The organism is Acidithrix sp. C25 (genome assembly GCF_904848545.2).
Genome location: NZ_CAJHCI020000008.1, coordinates 60,370 through 74,839, shown reverse-complemented (window position 1 = coordinate 74,839; position 14,470 = coordinate 60,370). Strand labels below are relative to the sequence as shown.

The following is a 14,470-nucleotide window of genomic DNA, read 5'->3' as shown; positions in this document are numbered from 1 at the left end:
CATGTTGAACTTAAGGAACCAGTCGTGTAGTTGTCCCTTTGGAAACAGAGAGAGCGGGAGTATGCCGAGGCCAAAAGCAAAAGGTAAGAGTACCGGATGCTACGCAGCGGGGCGGACTGGGGTGTATTAGCGACGTGGGTCTTGTAATGAGACTTTGAGTAAAGGCTAAAGGCGAACGGACTGCAATGGACTAGCCAACTCAGCAACGAGGAGGAGCTAACACAAAGCAGTTGCGAGCGAGAAGCCGGATGAAGGGATACTTTCACGTCCGGTTTGACGGGAACGGGAGGGGGAAGATCCCTCCCGCCACTCTACAAACTGGGACATGAGGAAACTGGGACATGAGGAAACTGGGACATGATCGGTGTCAGTTATGGAATTTCATTTGTTGGTACTTCAACTCAAAGATGGGTAATTTATCAATGTGCCCGATAGTTACTTTGATCTTGTCGGTTGAAGGGATCGATCTAAAGGCGATTTAATTTAATCACTTGCCTGGGAGGATCCTACTTGATGAAGTAGGTTAGTCAGTGTTCTTTGCGCTGGCCTAAACGAGATACTAGGTAGCAGTTGAGGTAGAAACCCGCCGAACAACCCGCCTTTGTCGATCGGACTCCTAATCTTATATGGTAAAAGTTTCAATTAATAAGTGACTTTCAATTGGGCGGGATCAACTTCCAAACAACTGGAAGTCCATTGCAAGGAAGTCACCGTGCCAGATTACTTCATCTCGACGCCGATATATTATGTGAACGACGTACCTCATCTGGGCCATGCATATACCATGATCAATGCCGACTCTTTTTCAAGGTGGCATAGAGGAATGGGCGACGACGTGTATTTCCTCACGGGCACAGACGAGCATGGCCAGAAGGTCGCAGAGTCTGCTGAAAAGGCCAATATGTCTGTCGAAGACTGGTGTGACTCCTACTCTGGTCGCTTTAGGAATGCATGGTCAAAACTAGAGGTCACATATGACGACTTCATTCGTACTACCGAGAATCGCCACAGGGTATCGGTGCAGAAGTTCCTGCAGGCGGTTTATGACAATGGGTATATCTATTTAGCCAAATACGAGGGCCACTACTGTGTCTCCTGCGAGGCTTACTATAGCGATGCTGAAATGGAATCGGGGATGTGTCCGGTCCATAAGCGACCACTTTCTGTAATGGCTGAAGAGAACTATTTTTTTCGACTTTCCGCATTTCAAGAAGATATCTTGAAGTGGTACGAAAGCGGTAATGACGTCGTATTTCCCGATTTTAGAAAGAATGAAGCCCTCTCGTTTGTAAGAGGAGGTTTACAGGACATATCTATCTCCCGTACCTCAATTTCTTGGGGAATTCCGCTTCCCTGGGATGAACGTCATGTCTGTTACGTCTGGTTTGATGCCTTGATCAATTATCTGACTGGAATAGGTTATGGAGAAGGTGGCCCAAAGTTTGAGGCGCGGTGGGCGAATTCACATCATCTTATTGGCAAAGACATTATTAGGTTTCACTGCGTCTGGTGGCCAGCTATGTGCATGGCGGCCGGTTTGAAGCCACCAACTCAGGCACTGGTGCATGGTTGGCTTCTGGTTCAAGGCGAGAAGATGGCAAAATCTGGCGGGAACGGAGTGGACCCGATCAACTTGGTAGAGACCTATGGCGTTGAGGCGGTCCGATACTACCTGATGCGCGAGCATGCATTAGGTTCAGATGGTGACTTTTCACTTGAAGCTCTTGAGCAACGTTACAACGTTGAATTGGCGAACAATATCGGTAATTTGCTATCGCGGGTAACTAACATTGTGGAGCGCTCTTTAGATTCCATCTCTCCCTCTTCGACCGGACGGGTTATCGACTCCTCGATCGTACAGGGACATGTCGATCGTGCGCGGGACTTTTGGAATGGCTATGCATCGTCCCGGGCCTTAGAGGAAGTTCAAAATCTAGTTCGATATACAAATTCGGTTCTAGAGGATAGAGCTCCATGGAAGGTCAGTGACCTAAACGAACTGGGTGAGATACTCGGAGACGCCCTTGAAGTGCTGCGTCTCGTAGCACTTTTGACCTCTCCGGTTCTAGTACGATCGTCCCGCACAATCCTGAGTGCTATTGGAATCGATCCAACAATTATAGACTTTGACTTTAGTGGTCAATTGTCCTGGGGTGAGTATCAAGGTGGGGCTAAGGTGCTAAAGGCTAAGCCCTTGTTCCCCAGAATTAGCTAGGTAGGAGTAAAATGCTAGATTTAGAACCCCTATGGTTTGATTCACATTGTCATATCCAGGAGGCACAGAGTCCAAATGAGATAATCGAGGAGTGCCGCCAAAATAATCTGGGCGGATTGATCAACGTAGGTACGACTTTCGCCACCTCTCGTCAAGCGGTCGATGTTACCTCCAAGGTAGCCCTTGACTTTGAAGGTATGATATTTGGCGCAACTGTCGGTATTCATCCTCACGATGCCGAGGAGGTTGCTGGCGATCAATTTGGGGGTTTTTCTGACTTTGCTAAGGAGGCTAAGACAAATTTCCCTGATTTGATCTGTGGAGTTGGTGAATGCGGCCTCGACTATTTTTATGACTACAGTGACCGAGCCACCCAGAGAGATATCTTTGATAGACAGATCGCTTTGGCCGCAGAGTTGGGTCTTCCGGTCGTGATTCACACTCGAGATGCCTGGGAAGATACCTTTTCCATAATGGAGAATTATCCAAATCATCCCTATGTGCTTCACTGTTTCACCGGGGGACCAGCTGAAATGGAACGATGTTTGACCTTTGAATCGATGATCTCTTTCTCTGGAATTGTCACTTTTAAAACCGCTCAATTGAATGCGGAAGCTGCCAAGATTTGCCCCATGGATAGGATTATTATTGAGACAGATTCGCCATTTCTTACTCCGGTTCCACACCGAGGGAAGCCGAATGTTCCTCACTTTGTTTCACTAACGGGTGGGTTTATCGCTAATTTAAAGGCGATGGATCCCCTTGTCTTTTCTAGGCAAACTTTTGAAAATACCCTGCGTACCTTTGCGCTAGGCTAGGAAGTTTGCTCATCTTATTTTGGCGCATTAAAGTGCTGGTTGCATAGGTTTTTGATAGTAATTGACCTTGTTTGGTCCAACTTATGGTAGTTTATATAGAGCCGCGGAGACGCCAGAGAAAAGGTAGTTTCCCCAGAGAGCGGCAAGCCAGTTCTCGTAATAATCAATACGAGGATTTAGGCGCCTTCTTGCTCGTAGCGACTAGTTGCATTTGTCCTCCATTCCGGGAGAGGACTAACTCTTTGATCTCGAGTTGCAGCTAATTGCATGCCAAAAATAGTTTTGGCCCAAAAGAAAGTGAAGCGATAACGCCCAAGACACACGAATAGTTCTATCCAGTCGTACTGAACGCTCGAAAGGTTTACACTTGACGGTTCAAAACTACTGGAGAAGTTATGTCGTATTGCCATTAAGTTTTAGCGCAACCTTAATTTCACCGCAACTTCTCCAAAATCATAACTCTACTTTTAACTCTAAAAGTGGGTCGCAAATCAGCGCGATTGCACCCAAATTATCCGATCCACAAGGCCAGAATCTCTCGCTTGGTAGGCGCAATCTATCGATCATGAGTGCAAAAGCCCTGACTAATGCAGTGGCTAATAAAAGCCATCCATCAAACGTCCCTGTAGAGGCTCTCTCGTTTGGAGCCCTTATGCCTATCGATGTGGCCTTAATTTCGACTGTGGTATCGCCAGCGATTCCAGTGACAGTTGCGTTGCCGTCAGCGCCGGTGGTAGTGCCGCCAGCGCCGGTGGTAGTGCCGCCAGCGCCGGTGGTAGTGCCGCCAGCGCCGGTGGTAGTGCCGCCAGCGCCGGTGGTAGTGCCGCCAGCGCCGGTGGTAGTGCCGCCAGCGCCGGTGGTAGTGTCGTCAGCGCTGACTCACGTCATGAGTGGCATCGGTTCTTGGTACGCAACGTTCTTTGGCAGTTGTGCTAACCTGTCGGCTCCTTTTGGGACGATTATTACGATTACTGACCTATCTACAGGCAAGTCGACTACCTGTAGGGTAGATGACCGAGGACCCTATGTAACTGGGCGGGTTATAGATCTTTCGCCGGATGTATTCTCTCAGCTGTCTTCTTTGTCGAATGGTCTGATACCCGTGAAGATCTCCTGGTAGCTAACCTTAGATAGATTGAATCTAATAATGCTAGGCGGTCTGGGTTGAATATAAAAGATGTGGGCATAACCAAGAGTGAGATCGCAGCTCTCCTTGGAGATGCCTCGCTTTCTCCGAAGAGATCACTAGGGCAGAATTTCTTAATCGATTCGAGCGTCGCAACCGCAATTGCACGCTTGGCAGATCCAGATGGACGAAGAATCTTCGAGATTGGACCTGGTCTAGGATCTCTAACCGTTTTTTTAGCAACTCTGGGACAAGACGTTGTTGTGCTGGAGAAAGATGAAAAGATTGCCGAGTCGTTACAGAAAGTATTGGCCCGCCGAGAGATCTCAAATGTTGAGGTTATAAATGGAGACGCGCTTCTCTTTGATATTCTGGGCTACTGTGATGATAGACAAATTAGAACAGTCGCCGGTAATCTCCCATATAACATATCCGTGCCCCTGATACTTTCTTTGGTTGAAAGGCCAAGCAGTTTAGAGAGTCTATCTTTCTTAGTTCAAAAGGAAGTAGCTCACCGATTGTGTGCAGTTCCTGGCGGTAAAAACTGTTCTTTTGTCTCGCTTAAACTCGCGGTCTATTGCGACTCAAAGGTTGAGTTAGACGTTTCCAATGATGCCTTTGTGCCCAAGCCAAATATTACTTCGTCTGTAATTGTATTAAAGCCAACGAGTCGTAATGTATCTCGCTATTCTTCTGGTGCAATCGATATCGCATTTTCGATTGCTAGGATTGGCTTCAGCCATCGTCGCCAGATGCTGAGAAGAAACTTAACTGATCCGATGATAAGAGCAGGTATGGTAGCGCTTGAGATTTCGCAGGAAAAGCGAGCTGAGGAAGTTACGACCACCCAATGGCTGGATCTGGGAGATTGGTTGGCGAGGCAAGGCTACCAGGGCCCTGAGAACGGAGTTGTGGACCAACAATGAGATGGTTTGGCTTAGAGCGATCTCCTAATTTACTTTACGCGCCAGCAAAATTGACTTTGGGTTTGAAGGTGATTGGTCTACGTGACGACGGATATCATTTGATCGACTCCGAGATGGTGTCGGTCTCTTTATTTGATACCTTGGAATACGAACCTGCTTCTGGTTCTGCGCTTGACCTTTCTATTGTTGACTCGTTCGGCTCTGAGGAGATTGATTTCAACATCTGCTCAGTCGCTCTAGATTCCTCCAATACCATAACAAAAGGGGCTGCATTGTTTGGAATGGGGGGCCACTGTATTGTGTACAAGAGGATACCTCCCGGTGGTGGTCTTGGTGGCGGTTCGAGTGATGTGGCAGCAATGATTAGGTATTGCACTTCAAAGTATGAACCATTGCTCAATGCCTCTGAACTTTCCAGTGCAATTCTTAGAATCGGTGCAGATGTTCCTTTTTGCGTTGGGGTCGATCGAGCTTTCATTAGCGGTATTGGTGAAGTATTTGCTCCTGGGGTGGCCCGGCGCGATAAGTTCGTATTGTTTTTGCTCCCTGTGCATTCTTCTACACCCCAGGTCTATCGACGATTCGATGAGATGGGTCCGAACCTTGACTCCTTGGGTGAGCTTGGAGAATTCGAAAATGATCTTGAATCTGCAGCGATTGCTGTGTCTCCCATCCTTGGTCGTTATCGCAGTGCGTTGACCGATCGGTTTAAAAGGGTGCCGAGCATGGCTGGCTCTGGCTCTACGTACTTTTGTAATGGAGACTTTGACGATTTGGACCTAAGGGCGATGGGTGAAGTTGCGGGTGCTGAATGGAGTTACGTTGATTTTGGCGACGATGGTCTTGGGGCGGTTTTAGCGGTTAGTGTACAAGAGGTTCATCGGTCGGATCTTGATTGAGGTTGAACTCAGTGAAGCTGATGATTGAGCCTCGATCATATTAAATAGATAATAACGGTCATCATTTTGCTCATCACCGCTGTAGTGGGTTATTTAAATGTAGCTTTTGTGCAATGATCGGGAATTTGAGTTTAGGGCCATATTTTAGCAAATGCATCTATAGCCCTAAATCAGCTATTTACCAGCCCTACGCTGCCAGCGTGTGGCCTTCATCATCTTCTTATGCTTCTTCTTGCGCATGCGCTTTCTTCGTTTTTTAATAAGTGATCCCATAGAAAGATAAAAGCTAGCCGCTAATTGAGCTCGATGTGTAATCGAAGGGCGGTTTTTAGATAATTTGTTCTCGAACCTCCTGTTTTCGTCGTTTTTAGCTTGAAATCGTCCGTAATTCCTCGATGATCGGCTTGGGAGTATTCTGTTTGTGGCTTATGAATAACTTATATTTTGATTATCAAGCTGAGAGTCTGTGGTGACGGCTGAGATCTCATGGCCATGGTATCGACCTAGCCTCGCTCATCTACTTTTTGTAGTGGTCATCATTTGGGTATCTTTGTCATTGGATTTAAGTCGATCAGCCAATTGGTCCGTTCATACCACAACGCAGCACTGTCATGGAACCAAGGCGTCGATTGGGTTCATGGCCCTAGGTGTCAAGGAGAGTAGAAAGCCAAACGCTCTGCGAACAAGTATGACATCCAAAGGTTTCTCAACTCGCTAGATCGACAAGATCGTCCACTGCACGCCCATACCACTGAAATAATTGCACATGATTTACACGAGGTCATAACCACCTTTAGGACGAACAGTAAAACAGCTATGAAAGTTCGATCTCCTTGGCGCAAGAAGAACTACCGCCCTCTATCGTTCTCAGCTCTATCGTTCTCAGCTCTATCGTACTTAAGGGGGTACGGTTGGCGTATCTCCAAAGGCCAACTCCACCTATCACTAGGAAGAGGCCGTCCACGTATTGACGTAGCGATTCCAACTATTTTGGACTCTTATGTCTAACAAGAATGTTGACCCTGAAGTGTTAACCCAAGCTATGGGGGTGAGATACAACTGTGTTGGGACCAAGACCACAGACGCTTCAGCCTCCATATCCCTTACAAGACGGTGCGTGAAGGCTCACATGGAGATGCCACCACCGCTATAGACGAGAAAATCATCAACCCTATGGCCAGTAACAGGCGTGCGACATGAGGTCGCCGAATTTAACTGTTCTAAAAGGAGGAACTTGTCATTCAGCTGGCAAAGCCCGAGCAATCAATTCCCAAAGAAATAAGGCCATAGGCAAGCTCCAACATAAGATCAGCAAGTGTAAGAATGGATCACCTAGGCATCGCCGTCTAGTTGCGGCGAAGAAGAAAGTCAACTTTAAGACAAAGCTAGCACTTTGTGATTTTGACCATCAAGTCTCGCACAAGGCGGCCAATCACGTCATTAACCACAACACCGCCACACTCATAGTTGGTGACGTAAGAGGGATAGAAAAACATAGTAAAGCCAAACGATCCATGGGTCGCCACGGTCGCCAGCAACTATTCCAGTGGTCGAGAGGACGCCAAGGGCGCTATCTACAAGAAAAGACCAAGCTAGAGTTGGTTCACCAGGACGAGTCATACTCTAGCCAAACTTGTCTAGCGTGTTTAAGACGCAACCGACCATCAGGTCGGCACTACCGATGCAAGAGCCCTATCTGTGGGTTCAGCTGTCATCGAGACGCCCTAGGAGCAATAAACATTCTCCAGAAGGCGATATACGCAGAGCACTCTCCAATTGGACTAGATACAACAATCTTAGTCACGTATCTTCGAGCTGAAAAACATTGGTCACCCGATCAACGCAAGACACACCAAAAGGTGCAGTGCCCTAAGGCCAGAGCCCGAAGTAGTGCCCAGAACCGGGCCTTGTCTGAGACATCTCAGACAAGCAAGCCGAAACTAGCGAACTCATCCACCAGTACCAATTCATTAGTACCAGACCAGTCGGTCCCGGTGGCGTGATGGGAGCGATGTCAGGGAACCCCAACCAAACAGACGGAGCCAGAAGCCCCGTCTGTAAGGGCGTGGAGGTTCACGTACCCTCTCTGTTATTTTTCGTTCATCCCGACTCATGATTCGGCTTGAGTCGGCGGTAGTGGTCGTTGGGTGATCTTTTTTTTCAATTTTCCAATTTATTAGAAAATTGCAGGTACTTTGTTTTGAGAACTTTCGCTAGACTTTTCATGTTGAATCGCGTGCGCGATCTATTGGCGGATAGTTCAATTGGCAGAACGCCTGACTTTGGATCAGGAGGTTCCAGGTTCGAGTCCTGGTCCGCCAGCAATACCAGCGATAGCCGTGCAGCGAGGTGTCTTGATCTCTAGCGCAGCTACTCAGGCTGTTTGTTTCAAAACTTTTGAGATGCTTTTGATGCGCACCCTCTGAATTGGGGTGTACTCTTATCACTGGGGTCATTAGGGCCATCGATTAGAGTTGAGTATGTGTGCAGTGGGTAAGGCCACGGCAAACCCTCAGCAGACCGAGGCCGGATAGTGCTACGGTGGTTGAAAGTTCCGCTATCGCATTCGACCAGTCGTATGCTTGATCTTTGGGCTAATATGACCGGATCAATCGAGAACTTTTTGAGGTTGTTCAGGATGCCATGACTTTGGCTTTTGGGATTCTTTGACTATTGAGACCGTGTGGCTGGGAGATTTTCCGGGAGCTGTCCTCCAGAGGGTTCTTTCTCCTGTAATCCGAAAATGATTGGCTTTTGTGCTTCTGGCCCCAAAGGACCATCCGGGGTTGAAATGGCGATTCAGGGTAATCTAGCTCTCACCATTTGAAGCCAGGGTTTTCCTGTTTTGATTTTTTAGCGGGCTTGGGAAAGTTAGGAAATTGGCAATGCCAAGGAGATGAGTGATTGGAAGCCCCGGCTTATTTACGATTTGCCCGCATGCCTGGTCGAATCTGATTAGCCAAAATCATATGAACCCGTTTGGTCTGGTGACCTAATATTTCTGTTAGAGCACTAAACAAATGGAGGTGTTCCTGCTTGATAAAGTCGGAAATTCTAGTGCCCGAGGCACGAGTAATTGCCATGGCAGTGGATTAAAAGCAAAAGAGGAGCATTATGGCTAAATGTGGACAAAGAGCCATCGAAAGAGGGTGTTGCCAGTCCTATGGCGTCTTTGCTGGAGAGGGATTGCTAAAAAACAAGGTCACTCTGGCGGGTCTCCATTTAATGGTCCAAAATTAATGTGATTTTTGGATCGGGTTGTTTCTATATGTTAGCGACTCTAAGGAAAATTCATAGAGCTTTTTGTTAAGTAGTAGTAGGTTGTTAAGCCTGTCGCCAAAGAGACCTTACCTTTTTGATATTGACATGGTATCCCTTGTCTATGACGTAGCGATATGCTCTTTTGTAACCCTGAGCCTTGTGTTCTAGGACAAACGTTCTTAGGAGTTGCGTGATCTCTTCGTCTAGATCTGCACTTTTGCGTTCAGGTGCTACGGTACGCTGCGTAGAACGATTTTGACCTGCTACTTTGCAGGCTCGTCTCTTTAGAAACCCCGAATCGTATCTGTAGTTTGCGAACTACCAAAGACGTGAGATTTTAGGGTTAGAAGTTTCTTATCGTCACCTCCTTAAGCATGGAGACATCAAGAGTTAGGTCGACAACGATGCTCTTTAGGCGACGGTTCTTTAGATTCAAGTTCAATGAGTAAGCTTTACTTTGGTTCCCTTCAATGCAGCGTAGGTACCCTTCCATCGGTACCAGGTTGTCTCGGTAACTGCAGCGCCTTAGGGCTTTTATGGCAAAGCGGCAACTTCACTTATGGTTGCACTGTCATTTAGCATCTTGTCCCCTTCGGCGATCTTCTTGCGCACCTGCGCCCTGCTTACCTTGAGTAGAACGGGTATGCCTTTTGGACTTCACAATAATTTCCTCCATCTGCATTATGGATACAAGACTCACATTGGTAGCGGATCAATTAAATGGTAGCCTTCCAACTCATTAACTAGAGTTGAAATCCTAAAAAGAGATAGTTCGTCCGCTATGATCTCAAAGGAATGAGAATGATTGATTCTGGATCGTTAAATTTCTTTGAATTGGCGAACTAGAGCTCTTTTATACGTCGGATGCGTGCATTTGGTCCTAAGATAGGTTTTTGTTTGGAAGCTTATCGGGCTTATCGTAGCGTAAATCATTGCAATGCATGGGATCAAAGGAGCAAAAACAGAGTGGGCTTCTATGCGGAAGAGACAGCGCAATGAATCAAACGATTTTGAACGCGGAGGAACTCAGTCAGGTCTATGGAACGATTACAGCCGTAGACAACTTTACTGTGAAAATTTATCCAGGTGAGCTTGTAGGCCTATTAGGTCCAAACGGTGCGGGCAAAAGTTCTACCATGCGAATGCTTACCGGTCTCGTTGCGCCTTCGAAAGGTAGCGTCACATATCGCGGTTATGACATTGCTGATGATCCCATAGATGCCCGTAGACACTTTGGTTATGTGGCTGAGCAACCTATGATCATACCTTATCTGACGGGTATTGAGTACGTGGAATTTGTTGCTGGAATGTATGGTATCGACGGCAAAACGGCTAAGTGCCGAGCAGAACCCTATCTAGAGCGATTTCGGCTGACTGGTGCCATTTACAAAAGAGCTGATCAATATTCTCACGGAATGCAGCAAAAGATCGCACTTATTGCGCAGTTGGTTCACGAGCCTGATCTCCTGTTGGCCGATGAACCGAGCGTAGGGCTAGATCCTGACGGAATCTTGGAGATGCAAAAGACATTTCGCGAATATGTGGAATCTGGTAATTCAATTCTTCTGTCCACGCACCAGCTTGAAATGGCCGAAGGAATTTGTAGTCGCGTACTCATTTTGTCCAAGGGGGTTCTGCTGGCAGATCAACGTATTGATGAAAACTTGCTCGAATCACATAGCAACCTTCAGAATTACTTTTTTTCCTTGACCAAAGGAACTGAACGATGATCTCCTTCGTCATACGTTGGCAACTCTTTTTGCTGAAACGGCAGCTTCGATCCTTTCAAAACTGGTTTCCCTTGATTATGTCAACAGTGATCCAGATGGGCGTTTTGCTCATTTTTTTTCTTGGAGGCGGAAGGAGTCTCGAAAGACCCCTTGGGGAAGTTGTTCTATTTATGTTCTTGTACTCAATGCCACAGGCCGTTGTTGGATATAGTACCCAGAAGTTAGCCACCACCCAAGGAATCATTGGTATCTCTCCACTTCCTTCTTCTGCCAAGTCGGCTTGGGTACTATTGATGTTAAGTATCAACCACTTTCTCAGCTCATTTGGTGTTGGCTTAGCCTTGGGCATATTGGTGGCGATTCGACTATCGCCATTGGGAGGTCTTGTCATCTTCCCCTGCGCCTTTGTATTCTTCTTTGGTATGCCTTTTGGGTTTTCTGCACTACTTGAATTGGTGATCAAAACATTCAAGCCAAAGGAGCCTCAAAAAGTATTTGCCCTTGCTGGCTTTTTGATAATGATGCTCGGTTTCCTCTCTTTGGCTATCTTTGGCAAGCAAAGTAAACCTTGGCTTGAGAAGGTCGGGAAAGGAATTCTTGACGTTGGAACTCTGAACACGCATGCATTTCCGATAGTGGCTGTCGCCATGATCATCGGCATTGGTGGCTATTGTTTGCGTGTCGTTGTCACCTTGCGCTCGCAAGAAGAGATCAAGGTTATGAAATTCAAGTCAACTAGCAAGATCTATCGTTCAAAGAGCGCTCCTCATGGTTTGAATAATATGCTTCATTGGGTTGAGGCCATCTACTACAAGCGACGAAGGGCTGAATTCATCGCCCCTATCCTTATGATATTTGCCTTCACCTTTTTTCAACACCATATGTGGATGTCTGGAGTGGCGATTGCTTCGGGGATATTGGGAGCTTCACAACTTCGTTACTTAACTGGGGTCAAAGGGTTGCCGTTGTTGTTCGTAGCACCCGTCTCTCTCTCGAAGGTATGGTATTCGCGCATCATCTCATCTTTGCCCGTGATAGTTGCCTTTTGGGTACTTTCACTTTTGGTAGCGTTAGCGTCATTGGGCCATTTAGCTGTCGTTGAGATGGTAACCAGTCTCGCAGTGGCCTTCGCGAGCTTCATAGCTGCTTCAGTAGTACAATTTGTCTTTCGTTCGGGCGATATCGATTCATCAAAAACAGAGAGTCCAAAAAAGCGAAGAACTGTGATAATGGTATTATCTATGGTTTTTGTGCTGGTGGCAATCCCGTTTGGGTTAGCAACTCTCTCTTATAGCCATGCGCTTTTTGGGACAATTTTGTCTTTGGCAATTATTCTTAGCTCGTTTTTCACGGGCCGCCATTTGCTAAATAATTCCAAGCCTTTGCGTTACCTTTGGGCCAATTGAAGAACGCTGGTTCCGCTTGGAAGAGACCGTTTTTTTATGATTGTCTGTCTACCGGTGATGGGCATTTTTCCAATTGTTGCTTCCAACTACTTGATGCCAAGTTGATTGTTAGAGTGACTTACTTTCGATTTGTGGCGTCAGTTTTATCGTTATGTCGCGGGTATGGTTGGCTAAATGGGTAAGAGATTGAAGGTGGCATCTTCGTTGACCTCAGCGCAAGGCCACCGATTAATTGGCCAACTGCTGGTGTGAGTTTGGCATGCGTGGTGTACAAGGAAGAAACTATTGTGAACTCCAAAGAAGATACCCTATGCATCCGAGGTCAGCTGAGCAGCTGTGCTGAAGAAGCTCACATATGAGGAGAACGTGCTCAGTGAGGGTGCAACGCAAAGTGATGTTGTCAATTTATCGTTAAAATCCAATCGCGCTGTGATCGGGATACTACTTGGTAAACATTCCTACGATGCATTTAAGGGAACCGACGGGTAACTTTCACAAAGAAGGCGAATATAAAGATCAGTGTTCTAGAGAAGATCGTCGCTGACCCAATTCTTGATACCGCAATTGCCAGGTAGCTGACGGTTGAAAACTTTTAAAACCAAATTCTCATGAGTTGGTAGTTCTAAAGATACCTTTTGCGAACTATGAGTTCGTACTGGCCTAGTTTTGGTCGTCTAATAGAACTAGCGTTTCGTTCTGGCGGCATTGAATTTAGTAGCGCCCGTCGATACCACACTTGGGTGAACTTTGAACCTATTTGCCGCACCTCTTATGGAAATGCCTTCTTTATTTGGCGAGGTTCTGATAGTCTCATATAGTTGCACTGTTAGCATCTTTTTCCATCTTTCGAGTCGTTTCCCATAAACTCAATAATAGGAAATATTGTGTCTAAGAGTGGGGCCACCTAGTCAAGCCGATTGGGGCCAAATTGCTCCGGTGTTTCCAGGGGATCTATAAAGTTCGACAGATGAATTCCTTTAGCCGACTTCTAAGGCGTTTGGCAGCGTTGATAGTTTGGACGAAGCCAATTTCAGTTCTTGGCTATCTCCAAGCAAATAATCCATCTGAGATCTCTCCGTGGTAGTATTCGAGTGATTGCAGATGGTGAATGGGCTATATCTTGGCCGTTCAGGCTTTTTGGCTGTGGCCGCCCGGGAGGGTCTCGGTGGAACGATCGGTACCATCGAGTGGAATGCTGCGACAGGTGACCCAGCCGAAGCAGGCCCTGTTGATCTCGACGAAGACCATGGGCTAGGTGTTATAGCTGCCGAGGCCAACCGTCAGACTAACACTGGTCTTAGGCCATTTGTCCATTGGCTCCTCGTGGGAAATAGCTATATGCGATTGTTCAAGATGACATTTATTGCTAGGCAAGTTCCTGCCACATTAGCCAATGACCTGATCGATTGAGAACGTATAGCTCAATGGAGAGTCCTGGGTCACAGGCTGCTACCGTTGCGGTTGCTGAATTGCAGACCACGATCAAGGGGCTGTCTCTTACTATCTTTGCGAAGCAACCTGAGTAGGCGCTAAGAGGTGTCGGTCGAGAGATCTGTATTTGTACGTGTTCTGCGCTCGCGGCAGACATGACTGGATTTTGTGAGGGTCCTAGTGAGACCTGGGCCCATAGGGCTCTATCCGATAAGCTAAGCCGCGTCGCTATTGAAGAGGCCATGAGCCACTCTCGGGTCGTCTGGATCAAGGAGGTTCGCAGCTGCCCAGTAGGATTTGCATCAGCACCAACTCCAAGGGGATTGGGACAGGAAGAGTATTTGGTGCCAGCGAGAGGAGGAGGATATAGCGATTGATCGGACTCCAATTTTGCCTCAGTAGCGGCTAAACTCGTCGTCACCGCCGCGGTTGTGGTGGTGGAGTTAGGAACACTAAGTGTTGTAGAGGTAGTTGTAATACTGGTTCGTGGCGTCAACGTAGTGCTTGAGGTCGCCACCGACGTACCACAGGCGGACAATAGGATCGTAGAACACACTAACAATTGACCTTGGGTCAGTCGCTTTCGGACCTGCCACCGGGCGTATTTGGGCGATTTCATCACTTTAAGGTTCCATGGCAAATAATTCTGTCGATAATA

General features: G+C 47.1%; 12 protein-coding genes and 1 tRNA gene. 10 read left to right on the top strand and 3 right to left on the bottom strand.

The window, feature by feature from the left end; genetic code table 11:
• Positions 1-712 precede the first annotated feature (712 nt).
• The 5 genes from ACIDITHRIX25_RS85660 to ACIDITHRIX25_RS85640 all read left to right on the top strand — a co-directional run bounded on the left by ACIDITHRIX25_RS85660 (position 713) and on the right by ACIDITHRIX25_RS85640 (position 5,984).
• A complete protein-coding gene (locus ACIDITHRIX25_RS85660) occupies positions 713-2,215 on the top strand; it encodes a class I tRNA ligase family protein (protein WP_201733642.1) in 1,503 nt (500 codons plus the stop codon).
• Between the two features lie 11 nt (positions 2,216-2,226).
• Entirely contained in the window at positions 2,227-3,033 is an 807-nt protein-coding gene (locus ACIDITHRIX25_RS85655; protein ID WP_052606533.1) for a TatD family hydrolase, read from the top strand.
• Positions 3,034-3,598: 565 nt separating this feature from the next.
• The gene (locus ACIDITHRIX25_RS85650) at positions 3,599-4,153 is read left to right on the top strand and encodes a septal ring lytic transglycosylase RlpA family protein (protein ID WP_201733641.1); all 555 of its coding nucleotides are present in this window, start codon (positions 3,599-3,601) and stop codon (positions 4,151-4,153) included.
• Positions 4,154-4,197: 44 nt separating this feature from the next.
• Positions 4,198-5,085 (top strand): 16S rRNA (adenine(1518)-N(6)/adenine(1519)-N(6))-dimethyltransferase RsmA, encoded by an 888-nt coding sequence (rsmA, locus tag ACIDITHRIX25_RS85645; protein ID WP_201733640.1) that lies wholly within the window; start codon positions 4,198-4,200, stop codon positions 5,083-5,085.
• On the top strand, positions 5,082-5,984 hold the full coding sequence (locus tag ACIDITHRIX25_RS85640; RefSeq protein ID WP_052606536.1) for a 4-(cytidine 5'-diphospho)-2-C-methyl-D-erythritol kinase: 903 nt from the start codon (positions 5,082-5,084) through the stop codon (positions 5,982-5,984). Before rsmA ends, ACIDITHRIX25_RS85640 begins: the two co-directional genes overlap by 4 nt.
• 174 nt (positions 5,985-6,158) lie before the next feature.
• Here ACIDITHRIX25_RS85640 and ACIDITHRIX25_RS85635 read toward each other — a convergent pair whose 3' ends face one another.
• On the bottom strand, positions 6,159-6,257 hold the full coding sequence (locus ACIDITHRIX25_RS85635; protein ID WP_082058765.1) for a 30S ribosomal protein bS22: 99 nt from the start codon (positions 6,255-6,257) through the stop codon (positions 6,159-6,161).
• 541 nt (positions 6,258-6,798) lie between these two features.
• Entirely contained in the window at positions 6,799-6,969 is a 171-nt protein-coding gene (locus ACIDITHRIX25_RS85630; protein ID WP_201733639.1) for a hypothetical protein, read from the bottom strand.
• 211 nt (positions 6,970-7,180) lie between these two features.
• On the opposite strand from ACIDITHRIX25_RS85630, the gene ACIDITHRIX25_RS000000104355 reads away from it, so the two are divergent.
• The 5 genes from ACIDITHRIX25_RS000000104355 to ACIDITHRIX25_RS85610 all read left to right on the top strand — a co-directional run bounded on the left by ACIDITHRIX25_RS000000104355 (position 7,181) and on the right by ACIDITHRIX25_RS85610 (position 13,791).
• The gene (locus ACIDITHRIX25_RS000000104355) at positions 7,181-7,987 is read left to right on the top strand and encodes a zinc ribbon domain-containing protein (protein ID WP_201733638.1); all 807 of its coding nucleotides are present in this window, start codon (positions 7,181-7,183) and stop codon (positions 7,985-7,987) included.
• A gap of 246 nt (positions 7,988-8,233) precedes the next feature.
• Positions 8,234-8,306: transfer RNA gene (locus tag ACIDITHRIX25_RS85625), tRNA-Gln, on the top strand.
• A gap of 1,934 nt (positions 8,307-10,240) precedes the next feature.
• Positions 10,241-10,975 (top strand): ABC transporter ATP-binding protein, encoded by a 735-nt coding sequence (locus ACIDITHRIX25_RS85620; protein WP_201733637.1) that lies wholly within the window; start codon positions 10,241-10,243, stop codon positions 10,973-10,975.
• Positions 10,976-11,052: 77 nt separating this feature from the next.
• Positions 11,053-12,381 carry a hypothetical protein gene (locus ACIDITHRIX25_RS85615; protein WP_201733636.1) on the top strand — a complete coding sequence of 443 codons (1,329 nt, stop codon included), beginning with the start codon at positions 11,053-11,055 and terminating at the stop codon, positions 12,379-12,381.
• 1,101 nt (positions 12,382-13,482) lie between these two features.
• On the top strand, positions 13,483-13,791 hold the full coding sequence (locus tag ACIDITHRIX25_RS85610) for a hypothetical protein (RefSeq protein ID WP_201733635.1): 309 nt from the start codon (positions 13,483-13,485) through the stop codon (positions 13,789-13,791).
• On the opposite strand, the gene ACIDITHRIX25_RS85605 is transcribed toward ACIDITHRIX25_RS85610, so the two are convergent.
• Positions 13,748-14,368: a hypothetical protein gene (locus ACIDITHRIX25_RS85605; RefSeq protein ID WP_152626102.1), complete on the bottom strand. Its 621-nt coding sequence runs from the start codon at positions 14,366-14,368 to the stop codon at positions 13,748-13,750. The two genes, ACIDITHRIX25_RS85610 and ACIDITHRIX25_RS85605, sit on opposite strands and share 44 nt — an antisense overlap.
• Positions 14,369-14,470: the final 102 nt, after the last annotated feature.

Bases quoted from the DNA above. Each gene is read 5' to 3' on its own strand.
- ACIDITHRIX25_RS85655 (WP_052606533.1), top strand. From the start codon at position 2,227: ATGCTAGATTTAGAACCCCTATGGTTTGATTCACATTGTCATATCCAG.
- ACIDITHRIX25_RS85650 (WP_201733641.1), top strand. From the start codon at position 3,599: ATGAGTGCAAAAGCCCTGACTAATGCAGTGGCTAATAAAAGCCATCCA.
- ACIDITHRIX25_RS85640 (WP_052606536.1), top strand. From the start codon at position 5,082: ATGAGATGGTTTGGCTTAGAGCGATCTCCTAATTTACTTTACGCGCCA.
- ACIDITHRIX25_RS85635 (WP_082058765.1), bottom strand. From the start codon at position 6,257: ATGGGATCACTTATTAAAAAACGAAGAAAGCGCATGCGCAAGAAGAAG.
- ACIDITHRIX25_RS000000104355 (WP_201733638.1), top strand. From the start codon at position 7,181: ATGAGGTCGCCGAATTTAACTGTTCTAAAAGGAGGAACTTGTCATTCA.
- ACIDITHRIX25_RS85620 (WP_201733637.1), top strand. From the start codon at position 10,241: ATGAATCAAACGATTTTGAACGCGGAGGAACTCAGTCAGGTCTATGGA.
- ACIDITHRIX25_RS85615 (WP_201733636.1), top strand. From the start codon at position 11,053: ATGTCAACAGTGATCCAGATGGGCGTTTTGCTCATTTTTTTTCTTGGA.
- ACIDITHRIX25_RS85610 (WP_201733635.1), top strand. From the start codon at position 13,483: ATGGTGAATGGGCTATATCTTGGCCGTTCAGGCTTTTTGGCTGTGGCC.